This is a genomic window from Alteromonas sp. KUL17 (assembly GCF_006538305.1).
Lineage (GTDB): Bacteria > Pseudomonadota > Gammaproteobacteria > Enterobacterales > Alteromonadaceae > Alteromonas > Alteromonas macleodii.
Genome location: NZ_BJKJ01000007.1, coordinates 29,747 through 47,222, shown reverse-complemented (window position 1 = coordinate 47,222; position 17,476 = coordinate 29,747). Strand labels below are relative to the sequence as shown.

The 17,476-nt window shown below is 44.8% G+C and carries 11 protein-coding genes; 2 read left to right on the top strand and 9 right to left on the bottom strand.

The annotated features are described in order from the left end of the window. Nucleotides 1–60: 60 nt before the first annotated feature. Both KUL49_RS08270 and KUL49_RS08265 read right to left on the bottom strand, forming a co-directional pair. Nucleotides 61–3,102 (bottom strand): efflux RND transporter permease subunit, encoded by a 3,042-nt coding sequence (locus tag KUL49_RS08270; RefSeq protein ID WP_131136994.1) that lies wholly within the window; start codon nt 3,100–3,102, stop codon nt 61–63. A gap of 3 nt (nt 3,103–3,105) precedes the next feature. Further along, nucleotides 3,106–4,188: an efflux RND transporter periplasmic adaptor subunit gene (locus KUL49_RS08265; RefSeq protein ID WP_131137054.1), complete on the bottom strand. Its 1,083-nt coding sequence runs from the start codon at nt 4,186–4,188 to the stop codon at nt 3,106–3,108. A 209-nt stretch (nt 4,189–4,397) separates the two neighbouring features. Here KUL49_RS08265 and KUL49_RS08260 point away from each other — a divergent pair, with 209 nt between their 5' ends. Further along, nucleotides 4,398–5,012, top strand: coding sequence for a TetR/AcrR family transcriptional regulator (locus KUL49_RS08260; protein ID WP_014976048.1), 615 nt, complete (start codon nt 4,398–4,400; stop codon nt 5,010–5,012). Between the two features lie 509 nt (nt 5,013–5,521). Continuing rightward, the gene (locus KUL49_RS08255; protein ID WP_131136993.1) at nt 5,522–7,603 is read left to right on the top strand and encodes a TonB-dependent siderophore receptor; all 2,082 of its coding nucleotides are present in this window, start codon (nt 5,522–5,524) and stop codon (nt 7,601–7,603) included. 87 nt (nt 7,604–7,690) lie between these two features. Here KUL49_RS08255 and KUL49_RS08250 read toward each other — a convergent pair whose 3' ends face one another. From KUL49_RS08250 to KUL49_RS08220, 7 genes are all read right to left on the bottom strand, one after another. Beyond that, nucleotides 7,691–8,182 (bottom strand): GNAT family N-acetyltransferase, encoded by a 492-nt coding sequence (locus tag KUL49_RS08250; protein WP_131136992.1) that lies wholly within the window; start codon nt 8,180–8,182, stop codon nt 7,691–7,693. Between the two features lie 93 nt (nt 8,183–8,275). Beyond that, nucleotides 8,276–11,455, bottom strand: coding sequence for an efflux RND transporter permease subunit (locus KUL49_RS08245; protein ID WP_131136991.1), 3,180 nt, complete (start codon nt 11,453–11,455; stop codon nt 8,276–8,278). Nucleotides 11,456–11,464: 9 nt separating this feature from the next. Further along, on the bottom strand, nt 11,465–12,613 hold the full coding sequence (locus KUL49_RS08240) for an efflux RND transporter periplasmic adaptor subunit (RefSeq protein ID WP_014948891.1): 1,149 nt from the start codon (nt 12,611–12,613) through the stop codon (nt 11,465–11,467). Between the two features lie 139 nt (nt 12,614–12,752). Next, nucleotides 12,753–13,868, bottom strand: coding sequence for a GGDEF domain-containing protein (locus tag KUL49_RS08235; protein WP_110287825.1), 1,116 nt, complete (start codon nt 13,866–13,868; stop codon nt 12,753–12,755). Nucleotides 13,869–13,870: 2 nt separating this feature from the next. After that, nucleotides 13,871–14,482: a membrane integrity-associated transporter subunit PqiC gene (locus KUL49_RS08230; protein ID WP_131136990.1), complete on the bottom strand. Its 612-nt coding sequence runs from the start codon at nt 14,480–14,482 to the stop codon at nt 13,871–13,873. Nucleotides 14,483–14,659: 177 nt separating this feature from the next. Further along, nucleotides 14,660–16,312, bottom strand: coding sequence for an intermembrane transport protein PqiB (gene pqiB / locus KUL49_RS08225; RefSeq protein ID WP_014948894.1), 1,653 nt, complete (start codon nt 16,310–16,312; stop codon nt 14,660–14,662). Beyond that, on the bottom strand, nt 16,309–17,451 hold the full coding sequence (locus tag KUL49_RS08220) for a paraquat-inducible protein A (protein ID WP_110288075.1): 1,143 nt from the start codon (nt 17,449–17,451) through the stop codon (nt 16,309–16,311). The genes pqiB and KUL49_RS08220 overlap by 4 nt, the downstream gene beginning before the upstream one ends. Between the last annotated feature and the right edge of the window lie 25 nt (nt 17,452–17,476).

Sequence of the window (17,476 nt, the reverse complement as noted above, 5' to 3'; positions counted from 1 at the left end):
GGAGTGGTCTCTCTACCTGCGTTTATAAATTGCGGTAAAGAGACCCCTAGTATTGAAGCGTTAGCTATTGCGGTAGCTGACTTTAAACAGCAAACTGTAGAGTACGGGCACAGCGATAAGTGTAAGTACCGTCGCAAAGGCCAGGCCACCCATAATGGTCACTGCCATATCGGCAAAGAAGGCGTCGAACAGCAGTGGCGCCATACCTAAAATGGTCGTTACCGCCGCCAGTGAAACAGGGCGTACACGGCTGATCGTAGCGTCAACAATAGCTTGGCGAATGGCTAAGCCTTCTTCTATCTGAAGGTCAATTTCTTCAATAAGTACAATAGCGTTCTTAATAAGCATGCCAAACAAGCTTAAGAAGCCGAGTAGCGACATAAAGCCAAACGGCATATCGGTACCTAATAGACCAGAGACTACACCAACAATAGCCATAGGTACTACAAGCCAGATAATCAGCGGCTGACGAGCATGACCGAATAGCAATACTGAGATAATAAACATGACTAGGAAGCCAGCAGGCAAGCCAGCGCCCAGCGCTTTTTGTGCATCGCTAGAGCTTTCAAATTCGCCGCCCCATTCTAATGAATATCCAGCTGGAAGTTCTATGTCTTCAATAAGTGGGCGGATTCTCGCTAACGCTTTGGCTGCAGTTTCATCGTCACCCGGCTCAGCTTCTACCGTAATGGTGCGAACGCGGTCGCGACGGTGAATACGCATTTCTTCGGTCATTAACTCCAAGCCCTGAGATACCTGTGTGAAAGGCACATATTGGCGCTGTTGCGTAGACCATACTTGTGATTCACGTATTGATTGAAGCTCGGTATCTTCAGCCTTACCCATCTTTGCAATAATGTTGTAAGCATAATCACCGTCTTGCACCGTGCCTAGCTGAACGCCGCTACTTGCATACTGTATGGTCTGGCTAAAGTCACTATGCGAAACGCCAGCAATCCCTGCGTTGTAGTTGTCAAACTGCGTATTAATGGCAAAGCCTTTTTCACGCCAGTTATGTCGAACGTCTTTCACCTGTCCGTCAGCAAAAAGCAGTGCTTTGGCTTCATCCGCCAGTTCTCGAAGTACTTCAGTATCTGGGCCTGAAAAACGGGCCTCAAGTTTTGCACCAGAGCCAGGGCCAAACTGCATGCGTTCCATATAAAAGCTAGCGTCGAAGTCCAGGTCGGTAAGCTTACTCGCAAGCGCGCTTTGAATAGCCGGAATATTATCAAGTTCATTCGCGCGAACCATGAAAAAGGCATAGTTTTCGTTAGCACTTTTAGGCGCATAAGTGAGGGTGAAACGATCGGCACCTTGCCCTATAAAGGTGGTTACAGCCGTGACGTTTTCCATTCCCAAAATACGAGCTTCCGCTTCTTTTGCTATCACTTCGGTGGCACGAATGTCCCTGTCTTGCGGTCCCCAATAATGTACAAAGAATAGCGGCGCATTTGATGGTGGGAAGAAGCCTTGTTTTACCATGCCAAAACTTCCATAAGCCACGATAGTAATAACAAACAGTGCACCAATGGTTACCCAGCGAAGTTTAAGTGCGCCTAAAAGTGCACCCTTAAACCAGCGCTGCGATGCAGAGAGTTCGTTACCTGTGGTTTGCCCAATACCTTTGCGGTAAAAATATGCGCCAAGCACGGGCACCAAGGTTACCGCTAATACCCAACTTATCATGAGGGAAACCAACACTACGGCAAACAATGAATATAGAAACTCGCCTGTAGCATCGTTTGAAAGGCCTATGCCTGAAAAAGCCGCAATACCGATAACGGTTGCGCCAAGTAAAGGCCACTGCGTACGCTTAACAATAAAGCTGGCTGATTCTTTGGCTGTAGAGCCGGTGGCCATGCGCAGCATCATCCCCTCAGCAACTACGATAGCGTTATCTACCAGCATACCCATGGCGATAACCATGGCACCAAGTGATATCCTTTGAAGTTGAATATCCATAAGCCACATGATTAGAATAGTACCTAGTACGGTGACAAGTAGCACAGAGCCAACTACCACGCCTGAGCGCCATCCCATGAACAAGCATAGCGTTAAGGTAACAACCGCCACCGACATAACGAGGTTATTAATAAAGCCAGTAACCGATTCGTCGACGACTGAGGCCTGATCGTAAATAGGCGTAAGCGTAATACCGACAGGCAGTTCTTGAAGCAGCTTTTCTACTTTAGCGTTAACGCGCTCGCCCACATCAACAATGTTAACGTCGGTCAACGCTGATACTGAAAGCGTGAGTGCTTCTTCGCCGTTGTAGCGTACATGAACGGGCTGTATGTCGGCAGGCTCTAACTTTAGCGTGGCAATATCAGCAACCCGAAGGGAACGGTTTGTGCCAGGCACTACCACTGACAGATTAGATATTTCTTCTAGTCTGTCTGGTGCGCGCTCTACAATTAGGCGCACATTTTTTTCGTCAACTTTAATACGGCCGCCGTTGAACGGGCGCAGGTTGTCTTCGAAAAGAGAGGCGAGATCAGGAAATGAAATGCCTAAGCCCGCGAGTTGATAAGGGTTGATATAGGCCACTATCTGTTCTTTTTGAACGCCAGTTACATTTACCTTGGCAACGCCTTCTGTAGTAAGCAGGTCACGTCGAATAATTCGGGCGAATTCTCGAAGCTCCCGAGTATCGAAATCAGGTGCACTTAACGCGTAATAAAGCCCGTAAACGTCACCGAAATCATCAAATACCACTGGGTTTTGTGCCCCCGTTGGCAACGAGCTTGCGGTGTCGCGAAGTCGCTTTCTCAACTCATCCCAAATCTGTGGCAAGAGGTTACTGTCGTAGGTACTCTTAACTTCAACGGTAATTTCGGAAAGGCCCGGCGATGAAACTGACGTCACTTCCTTTAACTGCGGCATTTGCTGAATGGCAATTTCCAAGCGTTCAGTGACTTCACGTTCTACCTTTTCGGCACTGGCTCCAGGATAGTTGGTGTATACCTTTACCTGTTTGATGGTAAACGCAGGATCTTCTAAGCGACCAATTTTGCTCATAGCCAAAATGCCGCCTAAAAGCAGGATGACTACCATTAGCCAAATGTTGACGGGCTTATCAATTGAATAGCGTGCGATATCCATAAATTACTTCTCTCCTTGGTAAGGAAGCACTTTCATGTCTGCACGCATTTGTGTTGCTCCAGCAGCAACCACTTGCTGGCCAAGGGTGATTTCGCCTTGGCTCTTAGCCTCAATAATCGCTAGCTCATTTTCAATATGCTTAACGTTTACAGCTTGCTTGGCCACTGAACTTGTTTCATCGTTATATACCCACACTGCAAAGCCTGAGTCCTTGTCACCTACAAGTGCTCTTACTGGCACAACAAAGCCTTCTGGATAAAGGCTACCTTGTAGGCTGACTTTTACCACTGCGCGCGCGCCCGGTGTTAGGGGGAGTTCTTCGCGAGGCTCCATGGCAAACACCACTTCATAAGTTTGCGATACAGGATCAGGTTGAGTAGAGTGCTCTACATAGTTCACCGGATACCACTGACTGCGATTGGTGGCTAATGTGGCACTGGCTTGTTTTATCCCACGGCCAATATTGGCAGTAAGTAAGCGCTCAGGAACATTAATGTTGAAGTATATTTTAGACACATCTTGCAGGCGAGCAATCGGCGTACCTGCGGCAACAAAACTGTTATTTTCAACAAGTCGTTGAGATACCTTTGCATCAAAAGGAGCATATAGCTGTGTGTAGCTCAAATCTTGCTCTGCATTTTTTAAGTCGATAACCGCTAGTTCGTAAGATGTTTTTGCAGTATCCAGAGAGCTCCGTGCAACTAGTTTTTGAGCGAACATTTTCTCAATTCTATCAAGCTCTCGTTTAGCCTGATCAAGTCGTGTCGTAGACTCGTCCACGCGTCTTTCGAATGGTTTACGATCAATAGTGGCCAGTAACTTGCCTTTATTGATATCACTGCCTGTCACCAAGTCGGTCTGGATAAGGCGGCCTGAAACTTCAAAGCTTAAATCGACGGTTTTCACTGCCGATACAACGGCAGGGAAGGTGAATTCGTCAAAATCTGGAATGTTGCTAACCGTAGCGAGTTTGACATAACGAGGTGTAACGTTTGCTTGTTGCTCGGCAGGCTCTTCGGAAGAACATGCACTTAAAGTGGAAACCGATAAAACGCTTAAAAATAAAATGTGAGAGAATCGCATCATGGACATAGGTGTATGTAATCCATAGTCAGGGTAATTAAAGTATAGATGTGTAAACTCAGGTAGTGATGCTATGCACAACGGCAGCAAAGATAGTCATTACCTAAAGTAAACTGGTGAGTGCATTTTAGTGCGGTCGCATTGAAAAGTAAACTGTTCGGTGTAAAATGATCGGGTTAATGTAGCGGATAACTAATTTTGAGAATTTCCATATGGTAGGCAACACACGTACGCGTAGCGACATCAAACGCGAAGCCATTATTCAGGCGGCAACACAGGCATTCCAAGAGTTTGGCGTTAACGGCACAAGCATGGATAAGCTGGCTGAACTGGCAAATGTGTCAAAGCGCACTGTGTACAATCACTTTTCTACAAAAGAAGAGCTGGTGATGCATTTGGTTACGCAGCAGTGGCAAACGGCTATTTTAAATATTAATAAAAAGTACGATGCTACGCTTCCGCTAGACGAGCAGCTAGAAGACCTTATTTTGCAAGACATTGAGTTTATGGTGAGTGAATCCCACCTCGATTTAGCTCGGGTTGCGATTGGCCACTTCTTCTACGAGCCGGAAAAGCTAAAAGATGAAGTTGCGCAATTAAAAGCCCAAGAGACGGCTATGCACCGCTGGTTAAAGGATGCCAAAGCCGACAATAAACTCGCGTTTGACGACTTGGATCGGGTTGTCGATGAAATTGATAGCTTAGTAAAAGGGCAGTGCTTTTGGCCTCAGCTGTTCAAAATTGAAGATTCCCTCAGCGATAACGATAAGAAGAGCTTAGCAAAACACACAGTGGCTTTGATTTTAAGCCGCTATGCTGTTGTGTAGTTGGCAGGCTATATCGATGAGTTTGTTCAAGGCTCTTTCAGTATTGAAGGGCCATTGAACTTTTACTTCCCAAACATTTTTTCCGCTTATCCGTCTTCGCGCTAACTTCACAGATCCCTCTTGATTCAAACGGACTACACTTCAGATGATGTAGCCAGTAAATACCTTTTCACTTAGCTGTTTGTTCTCCCTGTCGCTCGTCCTCCGACACCTGCAATATGCGCCTCTACAATCGTACGCAATATATTCACCTGCTTATTCTTTAGTCTATTTGGGCGCGATTTGAGTCTTATCCATCTAATAAATTAAGAAAATTTATAAAGAGTTTTTAAATTTTGTCGCTTTTGCTCTCGTCATTTGTTCTAAATTTTTATAATATCCCGACCAAAAATAACAACTATTATTATTTGCAATTGCAAAATTCGGCAGAAAGCCGGGTCGTGATAATAGGGTTTTACAGATTTTTAAAAGTAAACACACAACACTTACAGAACACTTGGAGAGCAATTTTGAAATTCAAACTTACGAGTATTGCTGCTGCGATAATTCTAAGCCCAGCAACTTTTGCTGCTGATATGGAAGATATTGAGAGACTTACGGTGAAAGGGAAGTACCTTTCGGTTAACCAGTCCAACTCAATTAAAAGCCCTACACCAATTATCGACGTGCCACAGAGCTTGTCGATTATTACGGCTGAAGAAATAACGGCTCGCGGTATTACTAGCATTGGACAAATTATTGACTACGCACCAGGTGTTAATACATCGCAAGGTGAAGGTCACCGCGACTCGGTAGTATTCCGTGGTGTGCGCTCTACTGCAGATTTCTACTTAGATGGTAACCGTGATGACGTTCAATACTACCGTGCACTTTATAATGTTGAGCAGGTAGAAATTCTTCGTGGTCCAAATGCGTTGCTATTCGGTCGAGGTGGTACGGGCGGTATCTTAAATCGTGTATCTAAGAAAGCGAAAACGAGCGATAAGTTTGTAAACTACAACGTATCTGCTAATACGTTTGGTGCATACAACTTACAGTTAGACACCAATGTTGACACGGGCGATAAGTCAGCGCTGCGCATTAACGCCATGTACGAAAGCCTAGACAATCATCGCGACTTCTTTTACGGAGATCGTTACGGCTTCAACCCAACGGCACGCTTTGAGTTAAGCGATGACACAATTGTTGATGTGTCATATGAATATATCGACCACGAGCGCTTTATTGACCGCGGTGTGCCAACTGCCAACGGTGAACCAGTAGAAGCGTTTGAAGAAGTCGTGTTTGGCGATCCAGATAACAACTACCAAACATTGGGCGCTGACGTGTTCCGTGCAAACGTTGAGCATACTTTCTCTGATAACCTGAAAGGTAACTTTAACGCTTTTTACGGTGACTACGACAAAGTTTACTCGAACTTCTATGCGGCAGGTTATAACGCTGAGACAGAGCAAGTAACGCTAGACGGGTACGTTGATACTACGCAGCGTGAAAACATGATCTTGTCTTCTAACCTAGTAGGCGAATTTGAAACGGGAAGCATTGGGCACACGGTTATCTTCGGTGGTGAGGTTATTAATACCAAGTCAAACCAAGATCGTTACAACCCTGTGTTTGATTCCACTGACGGTGATAGAGAAACGTTTAATATTTCACGTCCGTTAAGCTTCCGTGGTTTAACTGGTACAAATGCTGAAGGCGTAACAGTTACAGCAGACTTCTCTGACTTGAACGACGATACGCATGTAGACTTAGATGTATACTCTTTCTATGTTCAAGATGAAATTGCACTATCAGACAACTTCGACCTTGTACTAGGTGCACGTTTTGACAGCTTCGATATTGAAGTATTCAACGCGGACCCTGAAGTTTTAGAGACACGCAGCAGAAAAGACGAAGAAGTGTCACCGCGTGCAGGCCTAGTGTATAAGCCACAGAAAAATATCTCTATATACGCTAGCTACAGTGAGTCATTCTTGCCACGCAGCGGCGAGCAATATGCGAATATTAATGGCGACGCAAACGCGCTAGATCCAGACACGTTCACGAACCAAGAAATTGGTATTAAGTGGGACTTCAACGACAGCATGAGCTTTACAGCAGCTATCTTTGAGAACGAGCAGACGTCTCTGGACAACGATCCGAATGACCCTGAAAGCTTTGTTGAAGTTGATTCAGATGTATCTGGTTTTGAGCTACAGCTGCAAGGTTATATCACAGACAAGTGGTATATTACTGCAAACTACAGCAACCTTGATGGCGAAAACGCAAGTGGCGTAGAGCTTCGTGAGCTGCCTGAAAATACGATGTCTGTGTTGACAACCTACGAAGTGAATGAAGTATTTGGCTTCGGCATTGGTGCTACATATCAGGACGAAAGTAAGGTATCGACAAGTGCTTCATCGCCTGTGCTACCTAGCTATACGCGTGTTGATGCGTCTGCTTACTACACGCTTAGCGACAAAATGCGCCTTCAGTTAAACGTTGAAAACTTGACTGATACGCTTTACTTCCCGAATGCACACTCTACGCATCAGGTAACAGTAGGTGCGCCAATTAATGCGCGTCTATCATTGATTGGTTCTTTCTAAACTAACCATCAACCACTAATTAAAAGCCATTCGTAAAAGCGAATGGCTTTTTTGTATCTCAGCTAACGGTATTCAGGGCTTTGTAATTTATTCGCCTTGCTTTGCAAAGTCGATAAGTGTCTGTCCATCCATTCGATAGCCTAGCCATTCACTCTTTGGTTTAGCGCCAAGTGACTCGTAAAAATCGATAGCTGGTTTGTTCCAATCTAAAACGCTCCATTCAAAACGCCCGCAGTCGTTTTCTACCGCTGTTTTAGCTAAGTGTTGCAATAACGCTTTCCCTGCACCCTGGCCACGTGATTTTGGTGAAACATACAAATCTTCAAGGTAGAGACCATTGCGTCCTTGCCACGTAGAGTAATTAAAGAAATACACAGCGAAACCAATAGGTGCGTCATTGCTTTCACACATTACACAATGCGCGGTTGCGCCTTCTCCGAATAATGTTTTTAATAGCGCTTCTTCATCTGCTTCTACTTCATGCTCTGCTTTTTCATAAATAGCAAGTTCCAGAATGAACTGGCGAATTTGTGAAATATCCTCAGGCGTGGCGGGTCTTATTGAAATGGCGTTGCTCATGGTGACTCCCATCATAAATAACCAAAAAAAATGAGCCAATAAAGGCTCATTTTAAAACAGTTAGGTGTTTGTAGCTTTTCTCAGCGATAAAAGCTAGTCCATCGATGCACTTGGCTGAGGTACATGTGTGTGAGAAGTACTATTGCCGTCGTCACCTTTAGTAGGCTTTTTGCGTACAATCTTGCGCTTAATAAACGTAAACGGACCACGTAAATCAAGCAGAATTAAGTACAAGCACGGCACCAGTATAAGCGTTACAAGCGTAGCGTAAAGTACTGCAAAGCCGAGTGCTGCAGCCATTGGTACAACAAACGCTGCCTGTAGGCTTGTTTCAAACATAATGGGCAGTACGCCCACAAACGTAGTGATTGAGGTTAACGTAATCGCTCGGAAGCGCGCGGTACCAGCTTCGGTCACCGCTTCTTTAATGCTGTAGCCTTGTGCACGGCGCTGGTTCACAAAGTCAGTCATAACTAGTGAGTCATTGATAACAACCCCTGCCGCGGCGATTAGGCCAAAGTTAGACATCATAGATAAGTCTAAGCCCAGCACAAAGTGGCCGAAGACTGCGCCTGTAAAGCTAAATGGGATAACCGACATGATAATAAGTGGTTGCCCATAACTTTTAAGTGGTACAGCAAGAAGAATATACACCATGATCATGGCAGCTAAGAAAAACAGTATCTGCTCATTCTGTTGCGCTTGCTGCTCCTCAATGTCACCACCAAGTTCAGTCATAACCGATGGGAACGACTCTTTCAGTTGAGGAAGTAGCTTCTCTCTAATTTCAGTGACCACTTCGTTTGGCTCAATCTTTTCTTCATCGATATTGCCCCAAATGTAAACGCTACGGTATCCACCTTCACGGCGGATGTAGCTTATACCTGGTTTCTCCTCTAAGGCCACAACGTCACCCAGCATAACTTCCTGACCATTAGGCGTGGTGATCAAAGAGTACTTCAAGTCGGCGAAGCGTTCGCGGGTAAGTTCTGGGTAGCGCACCATTACTTTCACTTCTTCACCGTTTCGAATAACACGTTGTGCCTCGCCGCCGTAGAAGCCTGCACCTACTTGAGAAGCGATGTTAGACAGAGTAAGACCTAAATCGTACGCAACTGGAAGCAATGTCATTTGTACTTCTTTGCTTGGAGGGTCGATAGTTGAGCTAACGTCAAACAAGCCCTCTTGCTGCTGCAGCATTTCAATAAATTTAAGACCTGCTGCGTTTAGGGTGTCGATATCAGGGCCAAAGAGTAAATAGCCAAATTCGCCGTCATCACCATCACCGTTTACGTCATCAACTACGGTAAATGATTTCATGCCGGTAATTTCAGGAATGGCTTCGCGCCAGCGACGAGCAAGCTCAAACGTGTCGATAGGGCGGTCTTCTTCATTAACTAACGGCGTTAAAATACGGCCTTCAGTTCTGTCATCGTTAAACGCAAGGCGGTCTCTTATCATGCCTTGACCAAACTCATCGATGATTTGTTCTTCAACGTCTAAGATTGTTTGCTCAACAATTTTTAATGCGTTAATGGTTGCTAAATCTGAGACGTTTTCATTCATCTCTATTTTAACGCTTGGGAAGTCATGAGGTACTTTCGGATTGGGGACCATTCTTACGTAATTAGCACCAATAAGCCCCATACTTAGCATTAGCATTGCGACGAACATCATGAGCACAGCCCAGCGCCATTCAATCGCTTTCGCTAGAGAACGCTTGTAAGGACCGTTAACAAAAGCAAAGAATCGCTTGTTAAAACGCGACCGCCAGCTATTTTGTTTAACTGGGGAAAATTTAGTGTGGGCTAAGTGGGCCGGCAGAATGAGCTTAGATTCAACTAGACTGAATGCTAAACACAAGATTACGACAACAGCGATATTATAGAAGAACGCGCCTTCAGGCCCGCTGCTTAGCGTAAACGGAGCAAACACGGCGATAGTGGTTAAAACACCGAATGTGGCGGGCGTAGCTACGCGCTTGGCACCGCGGATTACATTGTCAACACCGCCACCTTTGCTTTCAATTTCGGTGTAAGCACTCTCGCCAATAACGATCGCATCATCAACCACAATACCCAGTACCATGATAAATGCGAACAGCGAAAGGATGTTTATGCTTACACCAAACAAAGGCATTAGCATCATGGCACCAAGGAAACATACCGGTAAACCAACCATAACCCACACGGCAAGCCTAAAGCGCAAGAACAGGGTTAACATTAGCGCCACTAGAATTGAGCCTTGAACCAGGTTCGACAACATCATGTCTAAACGAGCGTTAAGGTAATAGGTCATATCAACCAGAATTTCTAGACTTACTCCTTGAGGAAGGCTTTCGTTTTTCTGATCAATATAGGCTTTTACGGTTTCGGCTACAGGAATGGTGTTTTGGGTTTTAGTGGCTTTAACGGCAATGTATATAGCGTTCATGCCGTTGTATTTAAAGTAGCGTTCACCTTCAACAAATCCATCGTTGATATAAGCGACATCGCCCAAGGTTACCTTAGCGCCGCCCGCACCGATTTTAATGGGAATTTGCTTAAACTCATCGCCGCTGTAGTACTGGTTTTCAACACGTACCGATACGATACCTGAGTTAGTTCTAAGCTGACCTGCGGAAATGTTGGCAGAGTAACTATTAATTGCCTGTGTGACATCGGCAATAGTTAAGCCGTACTTCCTAAGCGTATCAGGTTTAATTTCAATGGCAATTTCATCGTCCGGCGTATTGGCTTCAACCAAAGAGATAGAGCCAAGTTGTAGAAGCTCATCTTCCACCTCTTTTGCCAGCACTTTGAGTTCTGATAAAGGCAAGTCACCGACAATAGGCATTTCAATAACTTGCTGCTGGAACTCTACTTGGGAAACATTAACCGGCTCCATGCCAGCGGGGAAGGTGGCAATACTGTCAACGCGAAGCTTCACCTTATCAAGTACATCTGTTAATTCAGCTTTAGTGTCAATTTCCAGTGTAACTGCACCGCCACCGCGAAATGCACGTGAAATCGTACGCTTAATCTCAGTAATGTCTTTTACTGCTTCCTCAACTTTAATGAAAATACTCTCTTCAATCTCTTGAGGTGAAGCACCAGGGTAGTTGGCTTCAACGGTGATGTAGTTTATTTCGATGTTTGGAAACATCTGACGCTGAATAGTGAAATAGCTCGCTATCCCCATGATGATGATAAAAATCATCAGCAGGTTGGCGGCCACGGAGTTTCTGGCGAACCAAGAAATAATGCCGGTTTGTGTATCGTTGTGGTTTTCCATGACAGCTCCTTAGTTCGCTTTTGCTGTCACAATTTCGGTCGTGGTCTCAATGACCTTAACAGGCATACCGTTTTGAGGATATTCGGGCAAACTCATCACGACTTTTTTGGCATTGAAATCGCCTTGAATAAGGAAATCGCCATTTTCTTCGCGAACAACTTTAACCTTTTGCGATTTTAATCTGTCTTCGTCATCTAACGTCCATAACAATCGATTGGTTACCAACTCTTGAGGTACGCGGTATACGTCGCTAAGGGTTTTTCCTTCAAATGCGATTGTGCTATATGAACCAAACTTCACGATAGGCTTCGACGAATTGATGGCGTAAGGATCTTCAATACGGGCAACGAAATAGCTCATACGCGTGGTGTTATCTACCACACCCGTATCACGGTGAATGGTACCTTTTACAGTAGCGCCCTGCACATCATCTACTTCGATGGCGATTTCACTACCAATGGTGTTGTCTGCTAGAAAAACACGGTCAAAGCCTGCTACAGGGAAGGTTACTTCAGCGTATTCGATGTTGTTAATGACAGCGACTGGCGTGCCTTGAGTTACATAGTCACCAGTGCTGATATCTCTCGATACTATAAGTGCATCGTAAGGTGCTTTTACCTTACAGTTGTCTAAGTCACGCTTGGCGATTTTAAGCTGCGCCTCTGCTGATTTTACGCCAGCTTGCGCACTCATCACTTGAGGTTTGCGAAGGTAAAGGTCAGTAACCCGTGCGTTAGGCATCGTTTTCGCTTCTTTGGCAGCGACATCAGCTTGGGCTTGTTCTTGGATAAGCTGTGCTTGCGCGCTAGCGAGGTTAGCTTCAGCCAGCAACAATGCCGCTTCATATGCGTCAGCTTCTATTTCAAATAAGGTTTCGCCACGTCGAACCAGACCGCCGCTCACAAACTTAGGGTTCCAGCGCTCAACTTCTCCCGATACCTGAGCTGCAAGGTTTGTGGTTTCAAGGGGCGTTATTTCGCCATACGAGGTAAGTTGAACGCGCACGTCTTCTGGCGATAAAGCTTCAATAGTCACCGTTGGGCGGGTATCAACTTCTTCTGTAATAGTATTATCAGAGGCAGAGGCTTCGATTCCTTTCATACCTAAGTAGCCTACTAATAAAACACCAATAGGCAGTGCAACTTTCATCCATTTCATGGCTAAATCTACTTTTATAGCGAATACTTTACATAGTGTAGCGCTAAAGTGTTTCAGGAATACAGCGCAAATGTAACTAAACATGAGTCAATTTTTTGTAAAGTCAGTTATCCGTGCTGATTTAAACAGGGAAATTGGTTTAGTTTTCTGAAAAAGAGGGGGAGCTCAACGACGAAAATTCACACACGCAATCTCGACCATTATCTTTGGCATAGTAAAGTGCTTGGTCTGCTCGACGAACGGCGCAGGAAATATCTATGTCGGGATTCACTTCGCTCACCCCGAAACTACTCGTTACATGGATCTCGCTACCGTTAATATTAAGCGGTGCGTTGTTCAAAATATCTCGAATATTTTCCAAAGCATTTACAGCACCCGCTTCATCAGTGTCGGTAAAGATGAACATGAATTCTTCGCCACCCCACCGTGCGAGAATATCTTGTCCTCGCAGACGAGAACTAAACACTTTTGAAATCTGACGAAGGACCTCGTCACCTTGTTCATGGCCTAAGGTGTCATTAATACTTTTAAAGCGGTCAATATCTGCAATGGCGACCGAAAATTTACGTTTGCTTCTCAGCATTCTTGCGTATTCGCGCTCTAGACACTGCTGCGCGCCTCGCCGGTTTAACAACTGAGTTAAGTGGTCATGCTTGGCCTGGCGCTCAAACTGCTCACTTAAATAGAGTGCGGTGTCGTAACTCTTTTGTCTACTGTACTCATAAAACGCCGACAGAAATGAAACGGTTAAAAAAGAATACAGTAAACGAGTTTTAAACGCGTAGGTGTAGTTTGCTACAAATGAAGCGTCATTGAAGCCGAACAGCACGATGGCGCTAACTAGCGTATAGGCAATAAGTGCGATGAGGCCTCTGACAAAGCCTGCAAAAAACATAGTGACTGGCGGCACCAAGTAAATCCAAAGGGGACCGGTATTGTCTTTACCACCGGTAATCAGCAGCAGGAGAGTCAGTACCATTAAACAGATAATGAGAAGTGTTATAGACCATGTACGAGCTTTGGCTGACGCAAACCGAACTTGTAAGCGCTGTGAAATAGCAAATACTACACTGGCAGTATAGAGCGTAGTTGAAAGGGAATATTCACCGTCAATAAAAGCCCTAGAGCCAAGCAAGAACGTGATAGACATACCCACTGCCGCAAAAAGGTTCACCACCATAATGCGTCTGTTGGTTTCATCTTTGTAGTGACGGCTTACGCCACTAAATACGTATTGCTTGAGAGAGCCGAACATGATTAAGCAGATTTTGTCACAGTTTTTCTAATATCTTCTGCGAGTTGTTGGATAGTATTTCTCATTGCTTTGATACTTGGAGAAAATCCATCATCTTCCAGGGGCGTTTTGAATAAAAATGGGTAGCTTTGCGTTTGGCCTTTCACGTGAGTAATCACATATTGTCCAGATAGAATAACTTCCCCTTCATAGGTGCTGACAAAATCATTGAGGTGCAACGCCATATGAATGGCTTCTTCACTTGCGTAGTGATCGGGGCGAAGCAATGACACTCGCTTTGATGATAACGCGCTGGTTAGCGCCTTAGTAAGCCCTTCGTCTACAGGTTCGGCCCATAAGTGACTGGTTGAGATATGCAAGTTGGTGTCACTGGTTTGGTACACCAGCCCACGGTGTTTGAGATATTCCGGCAGGGTTATCTTATCTATTACAACAGTCGTTGATGCTTTGTTTACGGTATATGCACTGTCACCCGTGGTGTGAAGTAAGTAGTATGTCAGCGAACGAGGCGCGCTACTACACGCCGATAATACGCAGGTGAAAAGCGCAAATACACCGATAAACAGTGCTTTACCTGTAGGTTGAGATGGGAAAACCTTAAACTGCTGTATCATTCTATTTATTCCTTCCATCCTTGTTTTTGGATGTTTCGCTATGGCAATACTGTCAATTGACATTCACTGTAGCGTATTACTTTCTTAATATCGGCTAATTATCAAGGATAAAGAGCATTCATTTTTTACGCCATTGTTGCTCGAAAATTAACCGCGCATTTGTTTGACTCTACTGCGCTAATTCTTCGCTTTAGGTTGAATGTCCGCTTCATCATCCTTTGAAAATATTAAACTATTCGGAGACTGGTTTAGCTTTAACAATAAAGGCTGAATGTTGCGCATGGTTTCTTGCAGCGCATCAACGGTCTCTTTTATCTCAGACTGGTTAAAACCACCCTCGCTGTAATTTTTAAGCAGGCCATCAAGGCTAACAAGAACCTGATTAAGATTACTATTTAATGCTTTCGCATCAATATCAGCGATAAGTACATCAAAGTCGCTGCTTGCCGTTTCCACAGACTCAGCAGCTAAACGCATGTCTTCAACGGCTAACTGCACATTTTCCACCATTTCCTTAAGCGGAAGCTGATTGATTTTGTCTAAAATTGCGTCGGCCTTTTGCGTCAATTGTGTGAACTCGTTACTAACAGTAGGAATTACTTCGTAGCCGTTAATCACTTCAATGCCGCTGTTACTGTCAGCGTCGGGTACGTGCTGTAAATCTACATACAAGCCACCTGTTAATACATTACCCATGCGTAGCGATGCGCGGAGATCTCTTTCTAGCCAGTTTCGAATAGTTTGCTTTATTGCACTAAGGCCTTCTTTAGTATCTGGCTGCCTTGCTTTACCGGGGTAAATATTAATAAGCACTGGGATGGGATAATCTCGCTCCAAAATGTTGCCATCTAAAGCAGGGAAGGAGTTGATAGCAGTCACGTTGCCAATTTCAATACCACGGTATTCAACTGGGGCGCCAACGGTTAAACCTCGCACACTCTCATCGATAAGTAGCAAGTATTCAGCGGCGACTTTATAACGTGCATCTGAGGCGGATGTGCTATCTCCATAAATTGTGAAAAAGGCGTTATCTAGCACTTGTTCACCTTTTGGCACGCCGTCAGGGATCCCAAAGGTAATACCGTTTGCTAAAAGGGTTTCCAAGCTGCCTGTTTCAACGCTTACACCGTTCGATTCAAGCAACAATTTAACGCCGCTGACATCCCAGAAACGTGTCGTGTTGGTTATGAGTTTATGGTAAGGCGCTTCAATAAATGCGTCGTAATACACCACACGTTCTTCAATATTAAAGGTAGCGTCTTCAAACTCGCCAACTTTAAACCCTTTATAAATAATAGGATCGCCAGGTTTGTAGGCAAATTCGTCGTCACTTTTTAACATAACATGCAGCCCTGGAGTGCCAGGAGGCGTAACCGGTGGGCGTTCAAGTGCCGTAAAATGGAGTTGCTCTTTGCCTTTATCATGGGCTGACATAGCAATATAGCTGCCAGACAAGAGGGTGTTGAGCCCTGAAACTTCAGAAAAACTTATACGGGGGGCGACAACCCAAAATTTTGCATTTTCATTGAGTAGATGGGCCGCGCTTGCATCAATTCTGGCCGTGACAAGTACGCCGTTTAAGTCAGGTTTTAGCGTTATCTTTTTGACCTGTCCAATATCTAAGTCGCGCACTTTTATTGGTGTTTTGTTTACCTCAATACCTGTTGCCGAATGCAGCTCTATCGTAATAAGAGGGCCCTGATTCTTCCATTGGTAGTACACCATCCAGCCACCAATAACGATAACAAGAATTGGGATAATCCAAATGCGAGAAATGGACGAGGTCGGTTTGACCTTAGCTTCATTAATGTTCGGATCGTTTGTGGTCATGGTAATTGCTTCCACTGCTGCCAAATTAGCCTCGAATCAAACGTCATCGCGGCTATCATCGTTACAAATACAACGGCACAAAAGGCGAGTGCCGCTTGGCCAGGATAAATAGACATGGTGTTCCCCATCTGAATAAGGGATACCAGCACTGCTACAACAAAAACGTCTATCATCGACCAGCGGCCTATCGCCTCAGTGATGCGGTAGTAACGTATACGTAATTGTTTTGAAGTGGTTTTCTCTCGCTGTACGGAAAAATTGAGCCAAGCAAGAATGATAATTTTTGCCACTGGCACTACCACGCTGGCAACTAAAATAATTATCGCCACTGGGTATGAACCCGATTCCCACAACGATATGACACCACCAATAATGGTATTGGGCGTCTCTTGGCCAAAAAATTCAGTATACATAATTGGCAGTACATTAGCAGGAATATATAAGATACAAGCGGTGATCAACAACGCCCACGTACGCTGAATACTCTCTTGCGCTTGTGCTTCACACAGTGGTTTAGGTTGTGGTGGTTGTCCTTGAGACATCCACATGGCGTAGCGTGTGGGATCAAATTGAGATATACAAAGAGCCGTGAACGCTGAAAAGCCAACGAATGCGTAAAATGATAGGCCTATGGAAACGTCGGCCAATTCGGTAATTTTGATAAGGCTAACCAAGGTACCAACAAGAAAAATTTCTGCCATGCTCCACGGTAAGAGGGCTTTCACAAGTTTGTAAAGCCGCGGCAAGTAAAAGGGGCGTCGGTTTTGTATTTGAGCTAACGATAACAATAGCAGGCCGCCGAGTACCATTCCGGGCAGCAGTAGCGTCGCTAAGCTGGTTATTATCGCTAGTGATAAATAATCGTTTTCAATGAGTACGGTAATGCCGGTGGGCAAGTCAATACTGTGCTTCTGACCGCTAGCTTTAAATGTCAGAAAGTTAAAAGGTAACGAAAGTAATAAAAATATCAGAGCACTGAAAGTATAAGCGAGCAACTTTTCGCTTGCGCCATCGCGATGAGATATTAGTGTGTGGTTACATACTGGGCACACGGCCCGTTGCCTGTGTGCTAGGGCGGGAATGTGTACCTGAGTATGGCATTGCTCACAAACTATAGATAACGTATTTGATTCAGCCATATGCTTTTGCACGCCACTTTTTGTA